The 26,085-nt window shown below is 65.9% G+C and carries 21 protein-coding genes; 6 read left to right on the forward strand and 15 right to left on the reverse strand.

All coding sequences use genetic code 11. The features are described 5' to 3' along the window. Nucleotides 1–204: DNA recombination/repair protein RecA (locus tag NZ773_14400; GenBank protein MCS6803114.1), on the reverse strand; the 204-nt coding region annotated here is incomplete at its 3' end. Between the two features lie 338 nt (nucleotides 205–542). Between NZ773_14400 and NZ773_14405 the strand changes: the two genes are divergently transcribed. Beyond that, a complete protein-coding gene (locus tag NZ773_14405) occupies nucleotides 543–941 on the forward strand; it encodes a zinc-ribbon domain containing protein (protein ID MCS6803115.1) in 399 nt (132 codons plus the stop codon). Between the two features lie 57 nt (nucleotides 942–998). On the opposite strand, the gene NZ773_14410 is transcribed toward NZ773_14405, so the two are convergent. After that, nucleotides 999–2,402 carry an MFS transporter gene (locus NZ773_14410; protein ID MCS6803116.1) on the reverse strand — a complete coding sequence of 468 codons (1,404 nt, stop codon included), beginning with the start codon at nucleotides 2,400–2,402 and terminating at the stop codon, nucleotides 999–1,001. Between the two features lie 128 nt (nucleotides 2,403–2,530). Beyond that, nucleotides 2,531–4,045 carry a 4-alpha-glucanotransferase gene (malQ, locus tag NZ773_14415; protein ID MCS6803117.1) on the reverse strand — a complete coding sequence of 505 codons (1,515 nt, stop codon included), beginning with the start codon at nucleotides 4,043–4,045 and terminating at the stop codon, nucleotides 2,531–2,533. Nucleotides 4,046–4,780: 735 nt separating this feature from the next. On the opposite strand from malQ, the gene NZ773_14420 reads away from it, so the two are divergent. From NZ773_14420 to NZ773_14440, 5 genes are all read left to right on the forward strand, one after another. After that, complete coding sequence (locus tag NZ773_14420; protein ID MCS6803118.1) at nucleotides 4,781–5,101, forward strand: hypothetical protein; 321 nt, start codon at nucleotides 4,781–4,783, stop codon at nucleotides 5,099–5,101. A 34-nt stretch (nucleotides 5,102–5,135) separates the two neighbouring features. Continuing rightward, a complete protein-coding gene (locus NZ773_14425; protein ID MCS6803119.1) occupies nucleotides 5,136–5,564 on the forward strand; it encodes a heme-binding protein in 429 nt (142 codons plus the stop codon). A 267-nt stretch (nucleotides 5,565–5,831) separates the two neighbouring features. Further along, nucleotides 5,832–6,122 (forward strand): hypothetical protein, encoded by a 291-nt coding sequence (locus NZ773_14430; GenBank protein MCS6803120.1) that lies wholly within the window; start codon nucleotides 5,832–5,834, stop codon nucleotides 6,120–6,122. A 131-nt stretch (nucleotides 6,123–6,253) separates the two neighbouring features. Next, a complete protein-coding gene (gene ispG, locus NZ773_14435; protein MCS6803121.1) occupies nucleotides 6,254–7,456 on the forward strand; it encodes a (E)-4-hydroxy-3-methylbut-2-enyl-diphosphate synthase in 1,203 nt (400 codons plus the stop codon). 50 nt (nucleotides 7,457–7,506) lie between these two features. Beyond that, the gene (locus NZ773_14440) at nucleotides 7,507–8,847 is read left to right on the forward strand and encodes a phosphomannomutase/phosphoglucomutase (protein ID MCS6803122.1); all 1,341 of its coding nucleotides are present in this window, start codon (nucleotides 7,507–7,509) and stop codon (nucleotides 8,845–8,847) included. Between the two features lie 1,033 nt (nucleotides 8,848–9,880). Here NZ773_14440 and NZ773_14445 read toward each other — a convergent pair. From NZ773_14445 to NZ773_14500, 12 genes are all read right to left on the reverse strand, one after another. After that, the gene (locus NZ773_14445; GenBank protein ID MCS6803123.1) at nucleotides 9,881–10,051 is read right to left on the reverse strand and encodes a hypothetical protein; all 171 of its coding nucleotides are present in this window, start codon (nucleotides 10,049–10,051) and stop codon (nucleotides 9,881–9,883) included. Between the two features lie 46 nt (nucleotides 10,052–10,097). Beyond that, on the reverse strand, nucleotides 10,098–10,280 hold the full coding sequence (locus tag NZ773_14450; protein MCS6803124.1) for a hypothetical protein: 183 nt from the start codon (nucleotides 10,278–10,280) through the stop codon (nucleotides 10,098–10,100). Between the two features lie 479 nt (nucleotides 10,281–10,759). Continuing rightward, complete coding sequence (gene acs, locus NZ773_14455; protein MCS6803125.1) at nucleotides 10,760–12,709, reverse strand: acetate--CoA ligase; 1,950 nt, start codon at nucleotides 12,707–12,709, stop codon at nucleotides 10,760–10,762. A 66-nt stretch (nucleotides 12,710–12,775) separates the two neighbouring features. Further along, nucleotides 12,776–15,085 (reverse strand): PQQ-binding-like beta-propeller repeat protein, encoded by a 2,310-nt coding sequence (locus tag NZ773_14460; protein MCS6803126.1) that lies wholly within the window; start codon nucleotides 15,083–15,085, stop codon nucleotides 12,776–12,778. A 123-nt stretch (nucleotides 15,086–15,208) separates the two neighbouring features. Further along, nucleotides 15,209–16,543 carry a M28 family metallopeptidase gene (locus tag NZ773_14465; protein ID MCS6803127.1) on the reverse strand — a complete coding sequence of 445 codons (1,335 nt, stop codon included), beginning with the start codon at nucleotides 16,541–16,543 and terminating at the stop codon, nucleotides 15,209–15,211. 53 nt (nucleotides 16,544–16,596) lie between these two features. Next, entirely contained in the window at nucleotides 16,597–19,089 is a 2,493-nt protein-coding gene (locus tag NZ773_14470; GenBank protein MCS6803128.1) for an HAD-IC family P-type ATPase, read from the reverse strand. A 96-nt stretch (nucleotides 19,090–19,185) separates the two neighbouring features. Then, nucleotides 19,186–20,478, reverse strand: a complete 1,293-nt coding sequence (locus NZ773_14475) for a hypothetical protein (GenBank protein ID MCS6803129.1) — start codon at nucleotides 20,476–20,478, stop codon at nucleotides 19,186–19,188. 313 nt (nucleotides 20,479–20,791) lie between these two features. Continuing rightward, a complete protein-coding gene (locus NZ773_14480) occupies nucleotides 20,792–21,091 on the reverse strand; it encodes a Dabb family protein (GenBank protein MCS6803130.1) in 300 nt (99 codons plus the stop codon). A gap of 65 nt (nucleotides 21,092–21,156) precedes the next feature. Continuing rightward, a complete protein-coding gene (locus NZ773_14485; GenBank protein MCS6803131.1) occupies nucleotides 21,157–22,134 on the reverse strand; it encodes an electron transfer flavoprotein subunit alpha/FixB family protein in 978 nt (325 codons plus the stop codon). A 54-nt stretch (nucleotides 22,135–22,188) separates the two neighbouring features. Then, nucleotides 22,189–22,974 carry an electron transfer flavoprotein subunit beta/FixA family protein gene (locus tag NZ773_14490; GenBank protein MCS6803132.1) on the reverse strand — a complete coding sequence of 262 codons (786 nt, stop codon included), beginning with the start codon at nucleotides 22,972–22,974 and terminating at the stop codon, nucleotides 22,189–22,191. Further along, nucleotides 22,971–25,106, reverse strand: a complete 2,136-nt coding sequence (locus NZ773_14495) for a heterodisulfide reductase-related iron-sulfur binding cluster (GenBank protein MCS6803133.1) — start codon at nucleotides 25,104–25,106, stop codon at nucleotides 22,971–22,973. The genes NZ773_14490 and NZ773_14495 overlap by 4 nt, the downstream gene beginning before the upstream one ends. A 106-nt stretch (nucleotides 25,107–25,212) precedes the next feature. After that, nucleotides 25,213–25,461 carry a MoaD/ThiS family protein gene (locus tag NZ773_14500; protein ID MCS6803134.1) on the reverse strand — a complete coding sequence of 83 codons (249 nt, stop codon included), beginning with the start codon at nucleotides 25,459–25,461 and terminating at the stop codon, nucleotides 25,213–25,215. Nucleotides 25,462–26,085 lie beyond the last annotated feature (624 nt).

Here is a 26,085-nt window from a genome sequence, read left to right on the forward strand (position 1 = left end):
GATGATGCGCCCGCGGGGGACGCCGCCGACCCCCAAGGCGAGGTCGAGGGAGAGGATGCCGGTGGGGATGACCTCGGTACTGACGCGCTGCAGTTCCCCAAGGCGCATGATGGCGCCTTTGCCGTACGCCTTCTCAATCTGCAACAGCGCCGCCTCCAGCGCGCGCGCGCGCTCCGCTGCCGGGTTCACAGTTTCAACGGGCATCGTCCCCTTCCTACCTTTATAGAACTCTTGTTCTATTCTACCGCTCGCCAGCCGAGGTGGCAAGGGGGAAGAGAGAAGAGGGCGCAGCAGCGCCTGCCGTCGCGGGCGTGGCGGGGAGGGGAGGGTGACCCTTCACCGCTTCTGATGGAATGCCTAGACAATGTAGAGAAAATCCAATACCTCTTTGAGGAGAGATATGTGATATACTTGACCTCAAGAGCATGTTCAGCGACCCGCCCGGTAGCAGCTCCGACCCATTTCTGGGTCGAACGCCACTCCGCGTCGCGCTGACCGCTCGGACATCGGCTGAAGGAGCCAGCGCAAGCATGGAGAAGGCCATGACCCCTCTCATGGACAAAACCTTGACCTGCCGCGATTGCGGGTCCGCCTTTCTGTTTACGGTCAGCGAGCAAGAGTTTTACGCAAGCAAGGGGTTTATGCACGAGCCGACCCGCTGCCGCGACTGTCGTGCCCGGCGTCGCGCCGCGATCGAAGGGAACTCCAGCTCGGGAGGAACATACAGCAGCGGCGGCGTGGCGGCATCGAGCTACGGCATGTCCTACGCCGCTGGCTCCGCCCGACGCGAATTCTTCTCGGCGACCTGCTCCTCCTGCGGCAATGAAGCGCGCGTGCCGTTCCAGCCCCGCCCAGACAAGCCGGTGTACTGTTCTAACTGCTTCGAAACCCAGCGTTCCTCTGGCGCGCCTTCCCGCGGCGGCCGCGCCACTCGGTGGTAAGCGACCGCGCCCGCTGAGCGAGCGGCGAGGACAGCGTCGTCCTCGCTTGCTTCGTCTTTAATGCCGTCCGCGCAGGAGCGAAACCGCGATACCAATCGCTGTCACGCCGGCGACTGCCCAGAATGCCCAGCGGATCGCCAGAAACGGTTCCTCTGCTCCTCCCGTCAGTCGGGTCGCTTCAGCGTAGACGGTTCCTGCGAGCGCCACTCCAACTGCCATCCCAATGTTGCGCGTTGCGCCGGCAAGCGCTGCTGCAGTCGCACGGCTGCGCTCTGGCACGGCGCTAAGCGCCGCCGCATTGTTCGGGGTCGTGAAGAGGCCGATCCCAACACCAACGAGGGCAAGCCGCCACGCGAGGTCCACCGGAGATGCCTCTGGCGCTGCTGCCCCGAGGGCGGCGAGACCTGCGGTAACCAGTCCCACTCCCGTGGCGGTCAGCCCCCGCGACCCCCAGCGGTCAGCCAGCGTTCCTGCTGCCGGTGCCGACACCATGGTCGTCAGCGGGATGATGCTCAGCAGCAGGCCAGCTTGCGCTGCGCCGACCCCCTGACCGTCGATCAGGAAGAACGGCATCAGGAAAGGCGGTACCCATCCCCCGAGATAGAGGAACACGGCGCTCGCATTCGCGGAGGCGAACACGCGCGACCGAAAGAGCCGCAGGTCGAGCAGGGGAGCCTCGACCTGCAGCTCTCGGACGATGAAGCCTGCCGCGGCAGCGACCCCGGCGCCGATCAAGCCCGCCACGCCGAGGGAAGTCCAGCCCCACACCGGCCCTTGGGTGAAGGCGAGGAGGAGGGCGCCGCTCGCCGCTGTCAGGAGCAACGCGCCGAGCGTGTCGAACCGGCTGCGGTCGGTGCGATGCGGCGCGTTGCCGGGAAGCCAGCGCGCAGCGGCGACCGCGACGGCAAGGGCAAAAGGAACGACGAACCAAAAGGCGGCGGGCCAGTCGCCGAAGGTCATGGCGATCCCCCCGAGCGCCGGGCCGACCGCGAGCCCGACGTAGGTGAACGTGACTGTCCACCCGAGGGCTTGTCCGCGTCGGGTTGGAGGAACGACGCTGACCGTAATCGCCGGGCTGGTGGCAGTGGCGAGGGCGGTGCCGATGATCACCACGACGCGCGCGCCGAGGAGCAGCACAAAGTTTGGCGCCAACGCCGACGCGAGCGAGCCTGCAGCGTAGCACAAGGTTCCCATGGCGAAGGCGCGCCGATTGCCGATGCGGTCTGCCAGCCACCCGGCGGGAAGCAGCGCCGATGTCATGACGACGTTCTGGAGGAGAGGCACCCACTGGGCGACCACCAGGTCGACCTGAAACGTTTCGGCAATCCGCGGCAGCGCCAGCCCGGCTGCGCCGAAGCCTATCGCCGAAACAAACGAGCCGACCCCGGCAATGAGGAGGGGAAGCCACCAGCGCGGAGAGAGCGCCGTGCCGGCTGCCGACGCCTGCGTTTCCGTCGTCATGTGGGGCTCAGGGTATCACGCTGGCGGCGTGCTTGGCCGGCGCATTGCTCGGCGGTGCCGGTCGTCCTTTTCCGTTCGGCGGCGGGGGGCGAGGCGCCAGCAGCCGAACGTGCGGCGCGGCCGCCGCGCTAGGCGCCGAGGCGCCCGTAGAGCTGACACAGCTCACGAAACCGTGCCGCGATCGCGGGGCGAAGCGCGTCTGGAGCAACGCGCCAGGTCCAATTCCCCTCGGCCTGACCGGGGACGTTCATGCGCGCTTCAGAGCCGAGCGACAGCAGATCTTGCAGGGGCACGATGGCCAGCTCGGCGACAGAGGCGAGCGCAAGGCGGATGAAGTCCCAGGCGATGTCGGTTCCTGGTACCCCAAGATAGCGGCGGACGAGGTCGCGCTCTGTCTCGGTCGCGCTGGCATACCAGCCGGTTGTCGTGTCGTTGTCGTGCGTCCCGGTATAGACGACGGCATTGCGCTCATAGTGGAAGGGGAGGTAGGGATTGGCCGGGACGTCGGTGAAGGCGAATTGCAGCACTTTCATGCCGGGATAGCCAAGAGCGTCGCGCAGGGCGATCACCTCTGGCGTGATCAAGCCGAGATCTTCGACGATGATGGGGAGCGGCCCGAGCGCGGCTTCCATTGCCTCGAAAACCGCCTTTCCCGGTCCGGGACGCCAAGTACCGTTGAGCGCGGTCGGCGCATCGGCTGGCACTTCCCAGTACGACTCGAAGCCGCGAAAATGGTCAATCCGGACGAGGTCGACGAGCGCCAGCATTGCCCGAAGACGCGCAATCCACCAGTCGTAGCCACGGGCGGCCAGCATGTCCCAGCGGTAGAGCGGGTTTCCCCAGCGCTGCCCAGTTTTCGAGAAGAAGTCGGGGGGGACCCCGGCGACGACGGTCGGCTCGCCCCGCTCGTCGAGGAAAAAGAGGTCCTGCTGGGCCCAGACATCGGCGCTATCGTGAGCGACGAAGATTGGAAGGTCGCCGAGGATCCAGATCCCGCGTTCGTTCGCTCGCTGGCGAATGCGGTGCCATTGGGTAAAGAACACCCATTGCACAAAGCGGTGATAGTCGACGCGGTCGGCCAGCCGCTCGCGCCATGCCGTCAGCGCCTCCGGCTGCCGGGAGCGCAGGGCCGGATCCCAGGCAGTCCACGGCCGGCCGCCAAAGTGTTCGCGCAGGGCAGCGTAGAGCGCCCAGTCTTCAAGCCATCCCCGTTCGCGGACGATGAACTCGTGATAGGAGCGACGGTCGCCCTTCCCGGAGACGAAACGCGCATGCGCAAGCGCCAGCGCTGCTGATTTCGCGACGTGCGCCGCCCGATAGTCGACCGGACCCTGCGGGGAGCCCGGGGTGCTCGCGACCTCCTCGGCGGTGAGCAGGCCCTCGTCGGCAAGGCGTTCGAGCGAGATCAGGAGCGGGTTGCCGGCGAACGCCGAGAGAGCGGCATAGGGCGAGCCGCCGGTGCCGACGGGCCCGAGCGGCAAGATCTGCCACAGCCGCGCGCCGGCATCGGCGAGAAAGTCGATCCATTCCTCGGCGACCGGGCCGAGGTCGCCCACGCCGTGGCGGCCCGGCAATGAGGTTGGATGGAGCACGATCCCAGCGCGCCGGCGACGCCAATCATAGGGGGGATGATTGTCCTGCACGGTTCCTATCCCGAGCGAGTGTGATGGCGCGCTCCCTCGGGCGGAGGAAGATCGTCCCGAGAGCATAGGCCTCATTATTGCGCCTCGGTGCGCCGGTTCCCAGCATGCTGCGCCTCTGTCCGAGGAGCGCAGCGCTCGCGCAGGCCAGCTTCTCTCCGCGGCGGAGGAGGGGATACCGCAGGCAGGCGCCTGCAGCATGCGCGGTGCCGGCAGCGCAGCGGAGTGATCCGCCCGCGCGGTTGCTCCTCCGCTCAGCGTTCTCCTTGAGCGCGGCCGACCGCGGCGGTGCACTGCGGGGAGACAGGGTTCCGCGTGGCCGGGAAAGCGCGCGCTTCCTTTCCATCCCTCGACCAAAACCGCGCTGCAGGGTGCAGCCCGCTCCACGGCTGAGAGCGACCCTGCTGGCGCAGCGAGGTGAACGCTTCTCGGAGCGGCGACGCCTGCTCAGTCCCGAGCCCTGCCGCCGCCCCTCGCCGAGCCCCGCTACTTCCTCGAGGACGTGTTGCTCCCCGCTCGGCGCGCATGAGCGATGGCGGCGACAGAGACATACTGCTGGGGCAACGGCCGCAGGAGCGTTCGCGCCTCGCGTGGGCCCTCTGCACCGAATGAGCGGCTTCCTCCCGGCACACCAGTAGGCGGCAGCTGCGCGAGATGCTTCATCCCGCTCTTGGTCTCGGAAAGGCCGCTGCCTCGCCCCTTGAGCGGAGGAGACATTCTGCCGAAGGAAAGAGCGAGATGGATGCCGCCCCTGACCTGCTCACGCGCGTTCTGGAACAGCTTCTCCCTGCGCTTGCCGATGCCGTCGCCGGACGGAGCGAGCGTCTTCTCATCTGGGTCGCGGTCGACCCCGCGACCGACCGGTGCGCAATCCGGTTTCTGACGCCGGCCTCGGTCATCCTTGCCGAACTGGCGGGGGAGCTGCCGCGCGGCGAGACGAACCGTCTTGCAAGCTGCTATCCCGCCCTTGCCCTCCCCCTCATTGTGACGAGCCCCACACGCCTTCGCCGTTCTTGGCTGCAGCTTCACCACCAGCCCCGCCCGATTTCGCCCAACTGAGTATCCTCACGGCATCTCGAACGGGAGGAGCGTGATGCCGACCAGCTTGACCCTCGCGGAGGCGCGCCAGCTGATCGATACCGCTTTGCGCTACGCCGAAGAGCAAGGGCTGGCGATGGCGGTAGCAGTAGTTGATGCGGGCGGCCATCCGATTGCAATGGCGAGGCTTGATACCGCCTCGATCCTCGCGGCAGAGTCGGTGATTTACAAAGCGCGCGCCGCGGCGTGGTTCAACCGTCCGACTGCCTCCGCTGTTGAGAGCGGCGCGCAGTGGCCGCATGTCTATCTCAGCTTCGCGATCGCGGCGCAGGGCGCGATCACCCTCAGCAAGGGCGGCTTTCCGATCCTGCGCGATGGGCAGATGATCGGCGCAATAGGGGCGGCAGGCGGCACCGGCGCCCAAGATGAGCAGGTTGCGCGCGCTGCGCTCCGCGCCCACGGCTACCCGACATGGGAGGGATAATCTGCCGCTTCCTGTGACCGCGCGCTGCTGACGAGGCAGCAGGGACGAGGGGCGAAGTTCGCTCGCCATCGGGAGTTCCCTGAGCGGAAGAGGACAAATGGCCATGACAAATCAGGACAATCGCTCAGGGAGGCTTGAGGTGGGAACCTCTCGTTTTTCTCGTCGGAACTGCCGATACTGCCAGCAACGGGAGGATGGCGTGACCCGAGACGACGCGTCGCCCAGCTTCACCGCTGGCGCGGCGCTCACGTCCCGAAGGAGGCAACGATGGAGGAGAGGTTTCTTCCTGAGGTGACGGGGGAACAAGCGGCGGTCAGAGGGGAAGCGGAACCCCTCGAGCTGGCGGATCGGCTTGGCCCCGAGGCGACGCGAACGCTCGTTGCCACCATTGTCCGTCAATTTCTTGCCGACGACCAGCGCGAAGTCTGGCGGCGGCGCCGCGAGCGCCTGCTCCATTTTCTGAATGTGGTCGAGCAGAACCTCGACTATGACTTGCGCGCGCGGGGGCTTGTCGACACCGCCGTGCGGGAGCATCGCTCCCTCTACCGCGGGAGATAGACCGCTGCAAGCCGAGCGGCTGCCGGTGACCGTGCGCGAGGGAACAGAAGCGCGAGGCAGAATGTCGTGCTGCCCTCTGGTAGAATCGCGTGCGCGGCGGATCATCCATTCCCGCCGGCGGAGCAGACGCGATGGCTCTTTTGCTGCCTACGGACTCTCCCACGCTGCTGACGCCCCGCCGCCGCACTCGTCCGGTGCGCGTGGGGCGCGTCACGATTGGGGGAGGCCACCCGATTGTTGTCCAGTCGATGATCACCGAGGAGACGCGCAACGTCGATGCCTGTGTCGAGGCGATCATTCGTCTTGCTGACGCGGGCTGCGAGCTCGTTCGGGTGACGACGCCGACCCTCAACGACGCGAAATGCCTCGGGGAAATCAAGAATAAGCTTGTTCAACGCGGCGTCGACATCCCGCTCGTTGCGGATGTCCACCATCAAGGGACTGACATTGCCGTTGCGGTGGCGGAGTTCGTTGATAAGGTGCGGATCAACCCGGGGCTGTTCGTCTTCCGCAAACCGCGCGGCCGGAGCGAAGAGTATTCAGAAGAAGAGATCCGTGCCGAGCGCGAAGCGATTGAAGAAGCGCTGGTGCCGGTCATCGAGGTGTGCAAGCGGCGCAACATCGCGATGCGGATCGGCGTCAACCACGGCTCGCTCTCGGAGCGGATGCTCGTGACCTATGGCGATACGCCGCGCGGCATGGTCGAGTCGGCGCTGGAGTACATCCAAATTTGCGAGAAGTACGACTACCGCAATCTCGTCATCTCGCTGAAGGCTTCCCGCGTGCCGGTGATGATTGCGGCGAACCGGCTGCTGGTGCAGCGGATGGATGAGCTCGGGATGGACTATCCCATCCATCTCGGCGTTACGGAAGCGGGCGACGGCGAGTATGGGCGCATCAAGTCGACGGCCGGTATCGCCACGCTGCTGGCGGAAGGGATTGGCGACACCATCCGGGTTTCGCTCGCGGAAGACCCGATCAATGAGATCCCGGTCTGCTATGACATCCTGCAGGCGTTGGGGCTGCGCCGGACCAAGACGGAGTTTATCGCTTGCCCGTCGTGCGGTCGGACGAAGTTTGACCTCCAAACGGTGCTGCGTGAGGTCAAGGCGGCGACCAGCCATCTCACCGGCCTGACCATTGCCGTCATGGGCTGTATCGTCAACGGTCCGGGCGAAATGGCGGATGCGGACTACGGGTATGTCGGCAAAGCGGGGGGCATGATCTCGCTCTATCGCGGACGTGAGCTGATCAAGTCAAGCGTTCCCCAAGAGCGGGGAGTCGAGGAGCTGATCGCGCTTATCAAAGCCGATGGGCGCTGGGTCGACCCCTGAGCCGAACTGATCGCGGCTGACCCGACGAACTTTAGCGCGAGGAACACGACGTGGACGTCGACCCGACGATCTTCAAGGCGTATGACATCCGCGGCATCTATCCGACCCAGCTGAATGAGGAGGTTGCCCGCGCGATTGGGCGTGCCTTTGTCACGTTCCTTGGCGCTGAGACGGTGATCGTTGGCCGCGATATGCGCACGTCCGGTCCGGCGCTGTTTGCGGCTGTCACCGACGGAATCCGCATGCAGGGGGCTGATGTCATCGATATCGGGATGGTCAGCACTGACCAGTACTATTTTGCCTGCTCCAAGTTCGGCTGTCCCGGGATGATGGTCACGGCTTCTCACAATCCCAAAGAGTACAACGGCTTCAAAATGGTCAAACAGATGCCCTATCTGCTCAGCGGCGAGGAGGGCATCCAAGATCTTCGGCGGCTGGTCGAGCGGGGACATTTTCCTGCGCCGCGCCGCGTGGGCGAACAGCGCGCAGTTGATCTCCAAGACGAATTTGTCGCGGCGCTGCTCCGCTTTGTCGACGTGCGCGCGATCAAGCCGTTGAAGGTGGTGGTCGACACTGCCAACGGCACGGTAGGGCCTGCGCTCACCAAGCTGTATGCAGCGCTGCCGGTGACCCTTATCCCGATGTACTTCGAGCCGGATGGCACGCTTCCGCACCACGGGCTCGACCCGCTGCAGCCGGAGAACCGCGCTGAGATTGAGGCGCGCGTGCCGCAGGAAGGCGCAGATGTCGGCTTTGCCTTTGATGGCGATGGAGACCGCTTCTTCGTGATCGACGATCGCGGCCGGTTTGTCCCGGGCGATTTCATCACTGCTCTGCTCGCCCAGTATCTGCTGCGGAAGCACCCTGGCAGCCGCATTGTCTATGATGTCCGCTCCTCGTGGGCGGTGCCGACCCTGATCCGCGAAGCGGGCGGGATCCCGCTCGTTGAGCGAGTGGGCCATGCCTTTATCAAGCGTCGGATGGCACAAGAGAATGCTCTTTTTGCGGGCGAGCTTTCGGGCCACTACTACTTCCGCGATTTCAACTTTGCCGACTCGGGGATGATCCCCTCGCTGCTGATGCTTGAACTGCTTTCTACCAGCGGCAAGCGGCTGAGCGAGCTGCTTGCTCCTCTGGAAACGACCTATTTCGTCTCAGGGGAGATCAATTCCCGGGTTGCGGACGCTGCCGCCAAGATGGAGGCAATCGCCGAACGCTATCGGGACGGCAAGGTCGAGCGGATCGACGGGGTTTCTGTCTCCTACGACGACTGGCACTTCAATGTCCGCGCTTCGAACACCGAGCCGCTGCTCCGGCTAAATCTTGAGGCGCTTTCGCGCGAAAAGATGGAAGAGAAGCGCGACGAACTGCTCGCCTTCATCCGCTCCTGAGCCGCAGCGCGACCACTCTCGTGCTGCCGGCACTCTGCCCTTGAGGATGCAGTGCTCTCAGCTTCGAGGGAAGTGCTGTCCGGGCATGGCTGCGCGGATCGGCGCGCCTGAGCAGGAAGGGTGCTTGCCTCTTGCCTTCGGGGGCCCCTTTCTCGTGCGTTGGCATGGGCGCTCCGGACCTCGCTGAAAGGCTGATCGCGCTCGGCCGCGATTTGTGCGCCTCCGGCAGAACGGGCGCGCGCTTTCGGCCGGGATTGCCACGGCCCGCCTTCGGCGGGCCTCGCAATGACGGGATGGTGCTGCCGGCGGCTGTTGCTCGATGTGGATGACGTCGGTGATGTCGCCGCCGGACTCGCAATGACGAGGTGGCGCCGCTGGCGGCTGCTGCTTCACGGCATTCGCGCTGCCGCTCCCGCTCCAGTACCTCGCAATGACGAGGCGGCGCCGCTGGCGGCTGCTGCACTTGGCGCCGGCGCGCCAGATGTCCGACTGCCGGCGCGCGATGACGGGATGGTGCTGCTGGCAGCTGTTGCTCGGGCGATTGGAGAGGACGGACGCTCGAATATATCCTCGCGATGACGAGGCGGCGCCGCTGGCGGCTGTTGCTGGTGAGGTGGATGCAGCCCTGCGGCCGGCGCGCGAAGTGCGCGATGATGGAGGTGGGCAGCCGTCGGCTGCTGTTCACGAATTTGGGATTTAGCTGCGGTCGGCCGGCTCGCCGCGACGGTGAGTGTGATGCTCTCGCTGGTGTTCGCGACAGTGGAGTTCTGTGGCCCGCGGTCAGTTCGCGATGATGGAGTGCTGCTCTCGTCCTCGTTCGCGATGAGGGGTCGCGCCGGGATCCCGCGCGGCTCTGACGGTCGGCGCTCCGCCGCCCTCGTCGTTGTTGGCGACGGTGGGGTCCCGCGGGCCGCGGCCAGAGCGCAATGATGGGGCGGCGCTGCTGTCGTCCTTGTTTGCGACGGTGGATGGAGACCGCATCTCGTAGCCAGTTCGTAATGATGGAGTGCTGCTCTCGCCGTTCTTTTTGTCGCTAGAGCGGGCGCGGTTGAGCGGGCCCGTTCCACTGCAGAAGAGTGCCCTCGTCGCGTTCAGTTGTCACTGTCATGAGGTCAGGCGCAAGCATCACGAGGTCAGGATCGCAAAGGCGCAAGCCGGTCGGGCTGCTATCGCGGCTGCGGCGGTGGACCGGGTCCGGCATCATCTCCTCCTCGAATGACCCACTGCCGCTCTGCAGTCACTGCGCGTCGCTACGCAAGGAAGGTGTCGAGAACACCGCATCTCGCATCGCCCCGTTGCTCCATCGGCTGCCTCACCACCTCAAACGTCGTCGCGAGCCGCGCGCAGCGCGGCGTGGCGACCCCGATCGTGAAGGGAACCGCGCCCCGCCTCGCCAGCAGCGAGCGCTTTGGAGGTGAGGTCGGGGTTGCCACGGCCGGCGCAGAGCGCCGGCCTCGCAACGACGCCTAACCAGCAGCGAAGCGCAACCACAGCGCCCGCCTGCAAACGACGCCCTCTCAGCAGCGCCCCCTCACCACCCTCTCTCCCGTAAACGGCGCCTGACTAGCAGCGTTCCCGAGCCGCACAAGGATAGCCCCGAGGCCAATACGCGCTCTCCCGTAAACGATGCCCGACTAGCAGCGCACCGCAGACCGGTCGCCCGCACGCCAACAACGCCCGACCGCGATGCACGTTTCTCGCCGCAGCAGGAGTAAGGATCAGTTGGAGAATCGCCGCCGACGCCTGACCGAGGACGTGCATCGCACGTTCAGATCGCTTTCTCGTGTTGCTCTGTCCTACAGGGTGGACGGCAGACTGGCGAGAAGTACGGCGTTGCGAGGAGCGCTGAGGCGAAGAGCGCGCCTCGTGAGGCGGCGACTCGCCTGCAGCAGGCGGCACCTGCCCCTGACCGCTACTCGTCCTCCTCCTGCAGGCGGGCGAGCACCGAGATATCTTCGAGCGTGGTCGTGTCGCCAAGCGAGGGGTCGTTGGTTGCAACCTTGCGCAGCAGTCGCCGCATGATCTTGCCGCTGCGCGTCTTGGGCAGGGCGTCGGTAAACCGGATCTCTTGCGGTCGGGCGAACTTGCCGATCTGGTTGCCGACAAACTCAATCAGCTCCGCGCGGAGTGCGGGCGATTTCTCTGCGTGGCCTTTGAGCGTCACGAATGCAACCAGCGCCTCTCCGGTGATCTCGTCCGGCCGGCCGATGACAGCCGCTTCGGCGACCAGCGGGTGCGAAACAAGCGTGCTTTCGATTTCGGCCGTGCCGAGCCGGTGGCCGGCGACGTTGACAACGTCGTCGATCCGGCCCATCAGCCAAAAATCGCCATCCTCATCGTAGCGGGCGCCGTCGCCGGTGAAGTAGACATGCGGGATCTGGCCCCAATATTGCGCCCGATAGCGCTCGTCGTCGCCAAACAGTGTCCGCAGCATCGACGGCCACGGCCGGTCAATAACGAGAAAGCCGCCCTGGTTCGGCCCGAGGGGATTGCCGTCACGGTCGACAACCTTCGGCGAGACGCCGAAAAACGGGCGTCCCGCCGAGCCGGGCTTCTGGGGGACTGCTCCGGGCAGTGACGCAATCATGATCGCGCCAGTCTCCGTCTGCCACCACGTATCGACGATCGGGCAGCGGCCGCCGCCGATCACGCGGTGATACCAGATCCACGCCTCGGGGTTGATCGGCTCGCCGACCGTTCCAAGCAGCCGCAGGCTGGAGAGATCGTACTTCGCCGGCCAGCTTTCGCCTTGGCGGACAAAGGTGCGGATCGCCGTTGGGGCGGTGTAGAAGATCGACACCCGATATTTCTCGATCAACGACCACCAGCGGCCGAAGTCGGGATACTGAGGCGCTCCTTCGTACATGACAATCGTGGCGCGGTTGGCAAGGGGACCGTAGACAACGTAGCTGTGGCCTGTCACCCAGCCGATATCCGCGGTGCACCAGTAGATATCGTCCTCGCGCAAGTCGAAGACATACTTCGTCGTGAGATACGTGCCCACCATATAGCCGCCGGTGGTATGGAGCACCCCCTTCGGCTTTCCGGTTGAGCCCGAGGTGTATAGGATGTAGAGCGGATGCTCGGCGTCCAGCGGCACAGCCGGGCAGTCATCCGATACCGCGGCCATCGCCTCGTGCCACCAGCGATCGCGCCCTTCGTGCCAGTCGATCGGCGTGGCAGTGCGCTGGTAGACGATCACGTGCTCGACAGTAGGGCACGCCCCGCCAGCAAGAGCCGCGTCGACATTCGCCTTGAGCGGCACGATTGCGCCTCGGCGCCAGCCGCCGTCGGCCGTGACCACTGCCCGGGCTTGGGCGTCGTTGACCCGCTCCCGGATCGCTTCCGCGGAGAAGCCGCCGAAGATCACGGTGTGAACAATGCCGAGGCGGGCACAGGCGAGCATCGCGATCGCGAGCTCAGGAATGAGCGGCATATAGATCGCGACCCGATCCCCCGCCCGCAGCCCAAGCCCTTTCAGCACATTCGCGAACTTCGCAACGTCGGTCTTCAGTTCGCGGTAGGTGAGGCGGCGCGTCTCGCCAGGCTCGCCCTCCCAGAGGAAGGCGATCGTGTCGCCGCTTGGCCCCTCCGCATGGCGGTCGACGCAGTTATACGCGAGGTTCGTCTTGCCGCCGACGAACCATTGCGCGTGCGGCTCTTTCCAGTCAAGCACGCGCTGCCACCGCTCGAACCAGTGCAGCTCGCTCGCTACTCGGCTCCAAAACTGATCGGGCTGCTCAAGCGACTCCCGATAAAGCCGCTCGTACTCTTCGACGCTCTTGACGCGCGCTCGGGCCTGAAACGCTGGCGGCGGTGGAAATACCCGCTCCTCGCGCAGGACATTCGTGATCTGGCTCATCCTCGTCTCCTGCCGCAGGTGGTGACGCGCCTCCCGGCGCCACCATTGTAGCGCAGGCGAACCCCGCTACTTGATCGCGTAGAGACGGCCTTCTTCCGTGCCGAGAAAGAGCAGGCCGCGAGCAATCGTTGGCGAGACGCGGATCTGACCGGGCAGCGCGATCTCCAAGACTTTTTCGCCGGTCGCCACACTCAGGACGAGAAGGCGCTTCTCCTCAGCGGCGGTATAGACGAGGTCGCCGGCGATGATGGGCGGCGCGGCGGGGTCGCCGACCTGCACTTGCCAGCGCCGCTGACCATCCAGCGCATTCAGCGCTGTCAGTTTTCCGTCGGTCCCCGGGACGAGCAGCACAGTTCCTGCGGCGGCCATCGCCGCCCGGACCGGCGAAGCAACATTCGCGCTCCACTTGTAGCCGGGCTGCGGTCCCGGCAGCCCGACTGGCAGTCCCCACAGATACAGCTGGGCCTGCAGCTCGCGGCGTTCCCACTCGAACGGCCCTCCCTTGGCGAAAGGGTCGAGGGCATGGACGATGCCCCGGTCGTTCGCAACGTAAGCGAACCCGCCGGCAAGCAGCGGCGGCGCGTCGATCGCGCCTCCCGCCCGGTAGATCCAGCGAAGCCGGCCGGTGACAAGGTCGAGGAGGTGCACCCGGCCGTCCGCTGTGCCAGCGACGACAAGCCCGTTGCCGATCGCAAGCGGGGCGCCGATCGCTGACCCGGCATCATAGCTCCAGCGCAGCGAGCCGCCGACTGCGTCAAGCGCATACACCCGGCCATCGTGCGAGGCGACGAAGAGCACCCCATCCACTGCCGCCGGCGCCCCGCTGAGCGGTCCGCCGGTGCGATAGTCCCAGCGCACGCTTCCGCCCCCGCTCTCTAAAGCGACAACGCGGCCATCCTTCAGGCCGACAAATACCACTCCGTCGGCGATAGCAGGGCCCGCTTCTATCGGCCCAGTCCCTCGGAACTCCCACCGTGCTTGCCCCGTCGTGACATCGCGCGCTACCACTCGGCCATCGGCAAGCCCGACGATGACGATACCTCCGGCGCTGACGGGCGGCGATGTGATCCCGGCGCCGAGACTCTGCTGCCACACAACCCGTCCTTCGAGGACCATCGCCGCTTCCGCCGCGAACGAGGTACGCGCCGGGTTGTGCCCAGCCATCGTCCAGCTGCCGGCGGGCGATGCGGTTGTCAGGGTCGAGAGCGCGCTCCCGGAGACCGCTGTCGCCGGCGGCGCGGCGAACCGGCTGACCCCGATCACGAGGAGCGCGACTGCGATGCCGCTCAAGATCGCCTCGGCCGGTCGGGCGCTGATCCAATGACGGAGCGTAGCGAGAAGATGCCGCGCCGCGTTCGCCAGAATGGCGGGGGCGAAGGAGGGCGAGCGCGGCGGCGACCCGTTGGCAGTGATGGCGGCTTGCCCGCGGCGGCGCCGCGAAACTGCGGGGGGGGCCTGCGCGACCCTGGGAGCGCTGCAGGAGGAAGAAGCCTCGACATGCTCAGTGCGGCGGCGCTCGGGCTCAGCGGCGGCAGCCGCTGGACGACGGTAGTGGAGCAGCAGAGAGCGCGGCGGTCGCCCCTCGCCTGAGGCGGCAACGAGAGCGCGCAGCACCGCGCCGGCGGCGGCGGGTCGGTCCTCCGGTCGCTCGGCGAGCGCGGCAAGCAGCGCGGCATCAACGGCGGGAGAAAGGCTGCCGACCACGGCGCTCGGCCGCGCGGGCGGCGCGCCGGACGACGTCGGGACCGGGGAATGCCCGGTCAGCAGCGCGTAGAGCAGCGCGCCGTATGCCCAGACGTCGCTCCGCGTGGTGGCAGGGTCGCCGGCGCGCTGCTCGGGCGCAAGGGAGAAGCGTTCCGCAAGCAGGGCGCCGCGCTGCCGAGGAGGGGCCAGCCAGACCAGCCGCGCCACGCCGAACTCGGCGACGGCCACAGAACCATCACTCCGCAGCAGGACCGCCGTCGGGTCGAGACCGCCGTGCACGACCCCCCGAGCATGCGCGTAGTCCAGCGCTTCCGCCACCCCTTGTGCGATTGGCAGCACTTCTCTCCAGCTGCGAGGATAGCCCATCAGTGCGGCGACGCTGCGCTCCGCATAGTCGTCGAGCACGAGATAGGGGACCCCCTCTGCCTCTCCCACATCGAGGAGGGGCGCGATATGCGGATGGCGCAGCTCTCGCACCGACGCCATCACCTCGTAAAAGCGGGCGAGGAGACGGCCGTCGGCGTCGGTCGGCAGTTGGTCGAGCAGCCGGAGGACAAGCACTCGCGCGCCGGAGCGCACCCGGTAGGCTGTTCCCAGCCCGACAGGCCCGAGCCGCTCGACAACGCGGTAGCGACCGATAACGGCCAGCGGCGCTGAACGCGAGCGCTCCATGGCGCGCAGTATAGGAAGCAAGCAAGCAGGGCAAAAGCAGTTAGCGCGCAGGCTGCACCGAGCAGCCCAGGCGGAGCCACACCCGCAGTATCCCGCTCGCGCCGATGAGAGGGCTCGGAACGGCTAGTTCGCGGCGGTTTTGATCACGTGGAGCGCGATCTCGCCGACGAGCTGGAGCGTTGCCGGCTGAACGAAGTGGGCGAGGTCGGTCGGCTTGTGGTAGTTCTCGTCGATCCCGGTGAAGAGAAAAAGCGTCGGGACCCCGATGCGCGCGAAGGAGGCGTGGTCACTCCCGCCGCCGGCGTTGGTCACCTCGGGGAGGGAGCGGCCGAGCGCTGCCGCTTTCTCGCGCGCTGGGGCGCTCAGGCGGGGCGCGCCCGCTGCCGAGAGCCGGATGTCGATGCCGACCATATCGAGGTTGATCATGCCGAGCAGTCGCGCCCGGTCAGGCTCACTCAGCTGCTGGACATAGGCGCGGCTGCCGATCAAGCCGTTTTCTTCGGCGCCGAACAGGATGAACCGCAGTTCGGCGCTCGTGGGGGAGCCGGCGAGCGCTCGCGCTAGTTCAAGAAGCACCGCCGAGCCGGAGGCATTGTCGTTCGCGCCGGGCGACCCCTCAACCGAGTCGAGATGGGCGCCGATGATGAGGATGCCCTCGCCGCTTCCTGGCCGGGAAGCGATGATATTCTCGCTTTCGATGGTCTCTTGGCGCGCCTCGACGGTGAGGGCGACCAGCACCGGGCCGGCAGCAGCCTCGCGCGCAAGCCGGCGACCGTCATCTCGCGAGATGAACACCGCCGGGATCGGTGCCGGCTGACTGAGCGACGGCTGGATCAGGCCCGCCTCGGTGTTATAGACGATCACGCCGGCTGCGCCGGCCGCGGCGGCGCGCTCAACCTTCTCTTGAAAGGTGATCTGGCCGCGCTCGATCAAGGCGATCGCGCCGGCAACGGCAGCGGGGACCTCCCCCTCGCGGCCGAGGCCGGCCGGCACGAGCGGAGCGGTAACCTCGCCGCTGCCCGAGTTCGTCATCGCCACTGCCTCAAGGACACCCGGCTGAGGCGAGACCACCCGCACCTCGACCCGGCGGACGCGAAACTCGTCGAACCGAAAGCGCTGGCGCTCAACGTGGTAGCCGAAAGCGCGCAGCTGGTTCGCCGCCCAGTCAGCGGCCCGAGCATAGCCCGCCGACCCTGCTGGCCGCGGCCCGATGGCCGTTGCGAGGTGGTCAACGATCCGCCAAGCCCGCTCGCCTGAGAATGTCGGGTCGGTGCTGACCGACGGTGCCTCCGCCCACGGGCTGGAGGCGGCCGGCGCCGGCGGCGGGGCGGCTGCCGGCGCTGCCAGCCGACAGCCCACGAGGGGCGAAAGGAGAACGGCAAGAAGAACGGCGAGAAACGCCCCGGCGCAACGACGAACCATCTGCTGACCCTGCCCACTCCGCACTGGCGCGGTCATTTCAGATAGTGTACGCGGCACCAGCTGGTTTCACTCGCCAGGCGCTCCATGCCTCAGCGGGAAGCGTTCGCCTCGCGCCGCACGCCAGCCAGTTCGGCAAGGTCGACTGCCAGAAAGCGGTCGAGCAGCCGACGCTGCCAGATGAAGAACAGGATCGCCGCCCAGACGACGACGACCAGCGCGATGAATGCATGCTCTGCGAGTCCGAGCGACGGCATCTCGAGCACCCAGTCCAGTTCCGGTACCGTCAGCACGGCGACGTAGGCGGCGAGGAGCGCGCCGGCGAGCACTGTCGGTCGCCGGTCGCCGCTGTAGCGCGCGCCGACTGCTAACCACCGAGTCGGCGGCTTCAAGAAGATGAGCAGGACCAACCCGCACAGCACGGAAAAGGTGGCGACGGCGGCTTGGGCGTAGGGCAGCGCCAAATCGGTTGCTTGCTCAGGGGGGAGCTCAGGCAGCGCCGTCTGCACCTCGAGAAAACCGAGGATCAGAAAGACGATATAGATGAACAGCCCTGCAAGCGAAAGGGTCAGGGACGACGGCAGCATGAAGTAGAGCAGCGTGCGAATATGCCGCCCTTTTACCACTGGCCCCGGCTCTGCCCACGCCGCGAGAGCGAGCGTCGGGAGCCCCACGGTGAAGAAGGTCGAGATCGAGGCGGTCTTCGGGGTGAAGGGAAACCCGCCGACGATCGAGGTTGAGAGGATGAGCAAGGCGAAATAGACGATTCGGGTCAGAAAGAGCCGCAGGATGTCTTGCATGCCGTTCAGAATGCGCTGTCCTTCACGCACGGCGGGCGGCAGCGCGGCGAAGGTGTTGCCGAGAAGCACGATGTCTGCCACGGCGCGCGTCGCTTGGCTGCCGTCTTCCATCGCGATGCCGAGGTCGGCTTTCTTGAGCGAGAGGACGTCGTTTACCCCGTCGCCGATCATCGCGACGTAGTAGCCCCGCCGCTTCAGCGCGTCGACGAGAGCTTCTTTCTGCTGCGGCGTGATGCGGCCGAAGACGTTTCCCTCCTCCGCTGCCGTCTCCAACTGCGCCGGGCTCGCGCCGACCAAGTCGAGCCCCGAGACGACACGGATATCGCTCCACCATCCTGCCTGCCGCGCGAGCGCTGCTACGGTCACCGGGTTGTCGCCGGAAATGATCTTCAGCTGCACGCCGGTCTCGGCGAATTGCTGGAGCGTCTCTTTCGCTTCGGGGCGCAGTTCGTCCGCGAAAGCGATGACACCGATTGCTTCGAGTTCAGGGGGGAGGACTGGCTGCCCATCGGCGCCGTACAGCGTTCCGCCCGGGCGTCGCGCGAAGAGCAGAACCCGCAATCCGCGCGCGACCCATGCCGCAACGATCTCGGCGGTCGGGTCGCTGATGAGGGCAGGCCGCACAATCTCCGGTGCGCCGAGGACATAGACTGTCCCCTCGAAGCGGAGGCCGCTCCATTTGCGCTCCGAGGAGAAAACGACTTCCTCCTCCACCGCCGCCGGCGTTCCGGGGAATGCCGCCGCGATCGCCTCGCTCGTTCGGGTGCCGCTGCTGGCGCTGGCGACAAACTGGCCCAGCAGCCGGCGCACTTCTGCCTCGTCCAGCCCGATCGCTTCGAGGCGCTCGAAGACGATCCGGTTTGTTGTCAGCGTTCCGGTCTTGTCGAGGCAGAGCACCTCGACGTTCGCCAGCGACTCGATGGCGTTCGCCTGCTGAACCAAGGCGCCCCGCCCCGCGATGCGCACTGCGCCGGCGGCATAGGCGACGGCGATTGCCAAGAACAGGCCGTTAGGCACCAAGCCGAAGATCACCACCGCCGCTTGGACACTCTCCAAGAAGGAGATCCCGGAGAGGACGGCATTAACGACGAGCAGGATCTCGAAGTAGACAACGGTCAGCAGCAGGACGCGGACGACGAGGTAGATCTTCCGCTGCAGCGGCGTCAGCACGCGCCGGAATGCCTTCGCTCCCGCAGTCAGCGAATGGGCGAAACTCTCGGCGCCGACTTTGGTCGCGACATAGCGTCCCGATCCGGTAATGACAAAGGAGCCGGAGAGGAGCAGATCGCCCTTCTCTTTCGGCACCCGGTCTGACTCGCCGGTCAGCAGCGACTCGTCGACCTCTATCCGGCTGTCGCTCGCAAGCACGCCGTCGACGACGATCTGATCTCCCGGGCCGACAACGAGCAGATCGCCGAGAACAATCTCCGACGGGTCGACGTCGCGCTCGACCCCGTCGCGCACTACGGTCGCTTTCGGCCGGGTGAGCAGCGCAATGCGGTCGAGCACCCGCTTGGCGCGTACTTCCTGCACGACCGACACAATGACATTGACGAGGATCACGCCGACCGAGACGAGCGCGTCGGTCACCCGGCCGAGCAGAACAAGCGTGAGGCCGAGGCCGAAGAGGACGTTATTGATGAAGGTGAAAACGTTCTCGCGCAGGATCTGGCTATACGAGCGGCTAGAGGCGAGAGGCGCGGTGTTGCCTTGCCCGGCAGCGCGGCGCCGGGCCGCCTCTTCCGAGGTCAGCCCGGTCGGCGCGACATCCAAGGTCGTTGTCATCCCGCGCTTGAGGATAGCGCACCGCTCGAACGAGCAGCAGAAAGCGCGGCGGCGGGAACTGCTCCCGCCGCCGCACCTCAAGGCAGAGGCGCCAGTTTAGCCGATAGTCACTACATTGGCGGTGCAGACCGTGCCGCCGACGAGGAAGTTGAAATTGAACGTGCCCGGCACGCCGATCTGCGCCTGCCAGCGCCAGACATAGCCTTTGCCGCCGCCCGAGACGCCGAGGAAGCGCGGGCTGCCGGGCCCTTGGACCGAGACGTTCACCGACGGCCGCGACGAGGTGACGGCGATCGTGAACAGTTGGTTCACCCGCGGCCGGCCGGGGTCGAAGCTCATCTCCTCGTCGCCTTGGCAGGCCGCCGGCTTCGGCGGGGCCCACGGCTGCCACCACCAGGGAACCCAGGGGCTCCAATACGGCTGGTAGTACGGGACGGCAGGGGTGTACGGCACGTACGGATAGGTGTACGGCGCCCAGATCCCGTAGATGTAGTAGGGATAGACCATGGGCCGGTGATAGACCCCGTAGGGATACCAGTGGCCCCAGTGATAGTTCACGGGGTAGTACGGCTGGGTTCGGACGGAAGGCGGCGCGTAGTAGGGATAGTACGGCAGGTAGTAGTACGGCTGCGGCAGCGTCACCGCCGCGTAGGGGAAGGCGCCCCCAGCCCCCCAGCGGAGCTGCTCTGCGGTTGTCGGCTGCGCTGCCCCAACGGGAATGAGCCCCGCCGCTCCGAGCATGTCGCCGGCATTGGGCACAATCACGGCGCCTGCTGGCGCGAAACTGGTGGCAGTGCGCCATTGCTGGAGCGCAAGGCGCTCGGTCCGCAGCGTGACCACCGGGCCAAAATCCTCAAGGGCAACTGGCTGGCCGAAGATCGCAGCCGCGTTCGGGATGGCGTGATAGGCGGCGGCGATGCTGCCGTTCGCGGCCAGCAGTTCAGCGTTCGGCTCGCCGCCCGCCGGCACAGCGTAGGTCGAGGTCAGCCAGTCATCAAGCCCAGCGTCGGCGAGGATGCGCATCACGCTCGCGAGCTGGACCCCCGCCCCCGGCCGCCACTCGAGCACCCCTCGCTGGAACGCTTGGACGACCGCGTCATCGAGGACGAACCGATGGGTTACCGGATAGCCCAGTGCGTCAACGCCGCCCAGCTGGCGGAATGCGTTGTAGAACGGGATACCGCCCGAGTCGAGCACGGCGAACCCCGTGCCGGCCGGCGCGGTGCCCCGCGTCTGCGTGAAGAACCACCCTCCTTGGACCGCCCAATCGTCGCCTGCTGCCGCCTCGCTCGCGCCCGGCAGCGCACTGACAAGCAGAGCACCAAGCGCGGCGAGTGACAACGCAGCGCGGAGGGCACGGCGCGGCGCAGCAATCCACCGTCGTCGCATCACTACCTCCTCCCGCACCGGCGCAGCGTTCAACTGGGCACAGTTCGCGCTGCCGGTATCGAAGCACCTCTCTCCGCTTTCGCGGCGGGCCGGCGAAGGGGGCGTGCTCTCGAAGCAAGCAGCGCTTCCTCGCCGTTTGGCCAGCCAACCAAGCACGCCGACATTCTACATTGCGCAGCATGACTGTCAAGACAGCGGCTCCGCCTATCCGGTTTGTGGAGGCGTCTTAGGCGGACCGCAAGATAGAGGGCACTCTTGGCGGCAGAACGGTTCGCCGCCCGGAGAGCGCGGAGACGAGGGAGGCGAAGGGCGGCTAGTTCTCGATATCGAAGAGCATAATCGAGTCGGGCTGGCCGGCCGAGGCAGGCCGGAGGACGCTCACGAGCGCCTTGTGAAGGTCGTGGGGCTCGTACTGGTTCTTCCCTTCGCGGTCGTCGAAGGTGAGGATGCAGCCGAAGTCGAAGCCGAGGGGCCGCGGGCCGACATTCTCGCCGGCGTGCACGCTGCGCACCGATTCGATGCCTTTGAGAGCGTAGCACGCCTGCTTCAGAGCGGCTTTCTCCTCGTCGGTGATCCCTTCCTTGAACTTCACCAAGATGATGCGGCTATACACACGGCCCTCCTCGGTGTCGTCATCCGGTGCCGGATGGGGTGGCGCCCGCGGGGCGCTGCCTCATCCTACATCATCGCCTTCAGTTCTTTCGTCAGCGCGGGAACGATCTTCTTCCAATCCCCCTCGACGCCGAAGCGCGCTTGCTTGAAGATCGCTGCCTCGGGGTCTTTGTTGATGGCGACGATCGTCTTCGCGCCGCTGCAGCCGGCCATGTGCTGCACCGCTCCCGAGATCGCGACGGCGATGTAGAGGTTCGGCGAGACGGTCGTGCCGGTCAGGCCGATCTGCATGTGGGTTGGCACCCAGCCGGCGTCGACAGCGGCGCGGCTTGCCCCCACAGCGCCTCCGAGCACCTGCGCGAGCTCCTCGAGGAGCTGCCAGTTCTCCTTCGCCTCGCCGATTCCGCGCCCGCCTGAGACGATCACGGCGGCGTCTTGGAGCTTCGGCCCGCTTGCGCGCTCCTTTTGCTGCTCGATGACCTTTACTGGCCCCTCGGGAATGTCGACCGCGAGGGGAACGACATTGCCCTGACGGCTGGGGTCTGGGGTGAGCGGTTCTTGCGTCTTCGCCCGGATCGTGAACACTTGGGGCGTGCCGTCGGGGAGGACCTCAGCCATCGCGCTGCCGCCGTAGACCGGGCGGGTCGCGATCACCTGGCCGTCTTGCACCTTCAGGTCGATGACATCGTTCGCGAGCCCAACATGGCGCCGGAAGGCAAACCGCGGGGCAAGGTCGAGGGTGACGAGCGACTTGCCGAAGAGCACAACTGCCGGATCAGCGTGGGAGACGATCGCGTCAAGCGCCGGCAGGAACGTGGCGTTGGTGTATTTCTCGAGCGTCGGCGCCTCGACGACATAGACCGTATCTGCGCCGGCGTGGATCAGCTCATGAGCAAGGCCTGCAACGCCCTGACCAATGAGCGCGGCGCTCACGGGGCCGCCGATCTGGTCGGCGAGCCGGCGTGCCGCGCCAAGCGCTTCCTTTGTCACTGCTAGCAGGCTGCCTTCGCGGTGATCCGCGTAGACCAACACACCCGAAGCCATCGTTTCTCTCCCCTGGTCGCCCGATGGGGCGAGCGTTCCTCTCTTCTTGTAACTCTAGATCACGCGCTCTTCGCGCAGGCGGCGCGCCAAGTTCGCTGCCTTCTCCTCCGGCGTGTCGCCCGGGATCCATTCGAGCTTCGATTCCACTTTGGGAACGTAGAGCCGCAGCAGCTTGACCTTGCGGCCGTTTGCGCTCAGGCCCAAGTCTGCCGCGGTCTTGACGTCGACCTTTGCGCGCGCCGCCGCCATGATCCCTTTCAAGGTGGGGTAGCGCGGCTGGTTCGCTTCGTTCGAAATGGCGAGCACCGCCGGCATCGGCACCTCGAGGATCTCGTAGCCGTCTTCGATCAGCCGTTTCACGCGCAGCGTCGACCCCACCACCTCGATGCCGGCGACCGGGGTGACGGACGGGAGGCCGAGCAGTTCGGCGAGCCCTTGCGGCACTTGAGCTTGGTCCCAGTCGGACGCCTGACGGCCGCAGAGAATAAGGTCATACGCGCCGACACTTTTGATCGCGGCGGCGAGGACGCTCGCCGTCTGGAAGGCGTCGGCATCGTCGAAGGCGGGGTCGTCGATCAGCAGGCCGGCGTCGCAGCCCATCGAGAGCGCTTGTTTGATCGCGTCGCGCGCGCTCTCTTTGCCAAGCGAGATGACGGTAATCCGGCCGCCGTGCTGCTCCTTCAACTGAACTGCAGCTTCGACGGCGTTGGCATCGTACTGGTTCAGCGTTGGGGGGATACCCGCTGGGGGGACCACTTTCTTCGCCGCTTCGTCTACTCGGAATTGCGATGCCGGCGTTTCCGGGTCCGGCACCTGCTTGACGCAGACGATGATGTTCATTCCTCACTCCTCGCCGGGCCGGCCGGCGTCCCAGCGTGTACTGCTTGATCGATCAGTTCTGCAATATCGCGAACACGGAAGCGATCGACCGCGTCCTTCACCTTCACGCCATCTTCGAACATCAAGGTGCAGTAGGGGCAAGCGGCAGCAAGACCGCTTGTTCCGGTATCGAGCGCTTCCTGCGTGCGAAGATGATTGATCCGGCTTCCGATCTTCACTTCGAAGAAAGAATGCCCGCCGCCGCCGCCGCAGCAGAACGATTTCCGGCTGTTGCGTGGCATTTCAACGATCTTCAGCCCCGGAATTGCATTCAAGACGGCACGCGGCGCATCGTACAGCCCATTGTGCCGACCAATGTAGCAAGGATCGTGATATGTCACTGTCTCTTCAATGCGTCCCTGAACGCGCAAGCGGCCGCTCTTGATCAGTTGGTCGATATATTCTGTATGGTGCATCACGTCGTACTGGCCGCCGAACTGAGGATACTCATTCTTGATGGTATTGTAACAATGGGCGCAAGCTGTCACGATTTTCTTGACGTTGTAGCCGTTCAGGGTGGCGATATTCTCCTGCGCGAGAAGCTGGAAGAGATATTCGTTGCCGCAGCGTCGCGCGGGGTCGCCGGTGCAGGTCTCTTCTCGGCCGAGGATGGCAAATCTCACTCCCGCCGCCTGCATTGTCCGTGCGAACGAGCGCGCGACCTTCTGATTGCGTTCGTCGAACGATCCGGCGCACCCGACCCAGTACAGTACCTCGATCTCTTCGCCTTCTGCTGCTGCTTCCGCGAGGATCTTCACGCCGAGTCCGTTTGCCCAATCGGCGCGTTGCGCCTTCGGTGCTCGCCACGGGTTCCCGGATGCTTCCAAGTTGTTGAACAGCCGCTGCAGTTCGGGTGAGAAGCGGCTTTCCATCATGACGAGGTTGCGCCGCATATCGACGATCGCCGGAATGTGCTCGATGAACATCGGACATTCTTCCATGCATGCCCGGCAGGTCGTGCATGACCAGAGCACGTCGTCGCTAATCACGTCGCCGACGAGCGTCCGGCCGTCCGGCGCAACGGAGGTGAGCGCCCCCTCTGCCGCTGCGCCGTTGGTTCCGGCGGCCCGCTGGGCAAGATAGCCGGGCCCCGCCGAAAGGAGATGGGCGCGGATGTCCAAGATCAGGGTCTTCGGCGAAAGGGGTTTGCCGGAAGCGGTCGCCGGACAGACGGCATGGCAGCGGCCGCACTTGATGCAGGCGGCGCTGTCGAGGAGCTGCTTCCAGGTGAAATCGGTCAGTTTGGCGACGCCGAGGGGCTCGCCGCGCTCGATCGCGCCTTCGAAGTCCTCAATCGGGCGCAGTGCCCGCCCCGCTTGCGGGTTGAAGAAGAAAATATTCAGCGGGCCAAAGAGCACGTGGCTCATCTTCGAGTAGCCGATCCAGGTCAAGACGCCGAGGGCTGCTAGGAGGTGAAGCATCCACATCGATTTGTGGAAACCGAGGACAAAGTCGACCGGCAGCGGCAGGAGCGCAAACGAAAAGACATAGGAAATCGGCGACCAGATAGCCCACTCGGGATGCTGAAGCGTTTCGGTAACGGCGAGCCGGGCTGCTTCAACGAAGAAGCCAGTCAACCCAACGACAGTGAACAGGGCGAGCGTGAGACCGTCATCGAATTGATATTCGAGCTTGCTCGCCTTCATAACGTAGCGGCGGTAGGCAGCCATGCCGACGCCGACGAGGAGGAGCAAGCCGAAGCTGTCGCCGAACAGCGAGTAAACGAGGTAGAACGGCCCGTTGAGAAAATGAATGCCGAAGAACCGCTCACCCCAGTAGTTCAGCGACTCCAAGATGGTGATGATCGTGAGAACGACGAACGAGCCGTAGATGAAGGCGTGCATCGTTCCCGCGTAGGCGTCGCGGCTGGTGCGGCGCTGGCCGAGCCCGAAGATAAGCAGATGGCGCAGGCGGCCGAGGAGGTCATTCGCCCGATACTCTGGTTTGCCGATCAGCCAGAGGCGATACCAGCGGCTGATGCCCCACCCAAGCAGCCCGACCATGAGCGCCGCCCCAAGATAGAGGACGATGCGCTCATCGCCGATATTCCAGAAGCTATCTCGACAGGGCAGCGGAGAGCAGCGAGGTTCCACGGCGGCCGTCCTTTCGATTGAGCTTCCCGGCGGCTCAGGTGCCGCCGACCGCAAGGTGAGGGCGCGTTATCGACGCCGTCATGGCGGGGAACGAGGCGCCGCTGTGTCAAGAGCACGTGAGCGCGCCGCCGACCATCGGGTGCAGCAGCTCGACCTTGTCGCCATCGCGAAGCGGGGTTTCGGGCGGGGAGTGTTCGCCATTGATCGCGATCATGATGAGGTCGTGATCGCTTGCGGGAAACTCGCGGTCGAGGATATCGCGCGCGCGCATGCCCGGCTCAAACGGGATCTGCTGTTCTTTCTTGCCCGACCGCGACAACTGGGGCAAGTCAAGGTACATCACGACAGTGATCACGCGGCTCGCCCCTCGGCGACTGCTCCCTCGTATACGAAAACCTGCACTCCCCGGGGATTGTACGGAGCGTCAATCCGCCTCGTCAAATGCGTTGGCCGCCGGGGAGGGCGCGCTCTGGGCGCGAAAGGAGCAAGCGGCGCAGAACGCGCTCGCCTCCTCGGATGCGATGGGCACGGGAGGAGGCGGTGCTTTAGGCGAGAATGCGCGAGACGGCGGTCGTTCTGTCGAGATAAGAAGCGCGCGTCGCGGCGAGTGCCGCATTCTCCCTCGGAGCTTCTGGAAGGATCGTCGGAAAAGGCTGGTCGCTGGGCGGCTGGGGGTGCTGCGCCGGCCTGCGGCTCGCTCGCAACGACAGGGAGCTGGACGTTCAGAGGCTCTCTAGGAAGTGAACCGTGCTGTCATCCCGACGGGCCTTGCAACGACGGTGACCCGGCGTGTGCGGAGGTTTGTGCCAGGGAGATGGCGTGCGCTCGCCCGCTGGACTCGGCAACGACAGCGATCATGCACTTTTTCTGCGACTGTTGGCGGAGAGCGCACCGAACGGCAGGGGACTGTCCCAGTAGCCGGCGCGAGAGAGAAAGCGCAGGTCGGCTGTCGTGATGGGTAAGGGTGCGCGCTGGTTCG

This window comes from Dehalococcoidia bacterium (assembly GCA_025054935.1).
In the GTDB taxonomy this organism is placed as follows: domain Bacteria; phylum Chloroflexota; class Dehalococcoidia; order SpSt-223; family SpSt-223; genus JANWZD01.

Bases quoted from the DNA above. Each gene is read 5' to 3' on its own strand.
- NZ773_14405 (MCS6803115.1), top strand. From the start codon at position 543: ATGACCCCTCTCATGGACAAAACCTTGACCTGCCGCGATTGCGGGTCC.
- NZ773_14410 (MCS6803116.1), bottom strand. From the start codon at position 2,402: ATGACGACGGAAACGCAGGCGTCGGCAGCCGGCACGGCGCTCTCTCCG.
- NZ773_14420 (MCS6803118.1), top strand. From the start codon at position 4,781: ATGGATGCCGCCCCTGACCTGCTCACGCGCGTTCTGGAACAGCTTCTC.
- NZ773_14425 (MCS6803119.1), top strand. From the start codon at position 5,136: ATGCCGACCAGCTTGACCCTCGCGGAGGCGCGCCAGCTGATCGATACC.
- NZ773_14430 (MCS6803120.1), top strand. From the start codon at position 5,832: ATGGAGGAGAGGTTTCTTCCTGAGGTGACGGGGGAACAAGCGGCGGTC.
- ispG (MCS6803121.1), top strand. From the start codon at position 6,254: ATGGCTCTTTTGCTGCCTACGGACTCTCCCACGCTGCTGACGCCCCGC.
- NZ773_14445 (MCS6803123.1), bottom strand. From the start codon at position 10,051: ATGATGCCGGACCCGGTCCACCGCCGCAGCCGCGATAGCAGCCCGACC.
- acs (MCS6803125.1), bottom strand. From the start codon at position 12,709: ATGAGCCAGATCACGAATGTCCTGCGCGAGGAGCGGGTATTTCCACCG.
- NZ773_14460 (MCS6803126.1), bottom strand. From the start codon at position 15,085: ATGGAGCGCTCGCGTTCAGCGCCGCTGGCCGTTATCGGTCGCTACCGC.
- NZ773_14465 (MCS6803127.1), bottom strand. From the start codon at position 16,543: ATGACCGCGCCAGTGCGGAGTGGGCAGGGTCAGCAGATGGTTCGTCGT.
- NZ773_14470 (MCS6803128.1), bottom strand. From the start codon at position 19,089: ATGACAACGACCTTGGATGTCGCGCCGACCGGGCTGACCTCGGAAGAG.
- NZ773_14475 (MCS6803129.1), bottom strand. From the start codon at position 20,478: ATGCGACGACGGTGGATTGCTGCGCCGCGCCGTGCCCTCCGCGCTGCG.
- NZ773_14485 (MCS6803131.1), bottom strand. From the start codon at position 22,134: ATGGCTTCGGGTGTGTTGGTCTACGCGGATCACCGCGAAGGCAGCCTG.
- NZ773_14490 (MCS6803132.1), bottom strand. From the start codon at position 22,974: ATGAACATCATCGTCTGCGTCAAGCAGGTGCCGGACCCGGAAACGCCG.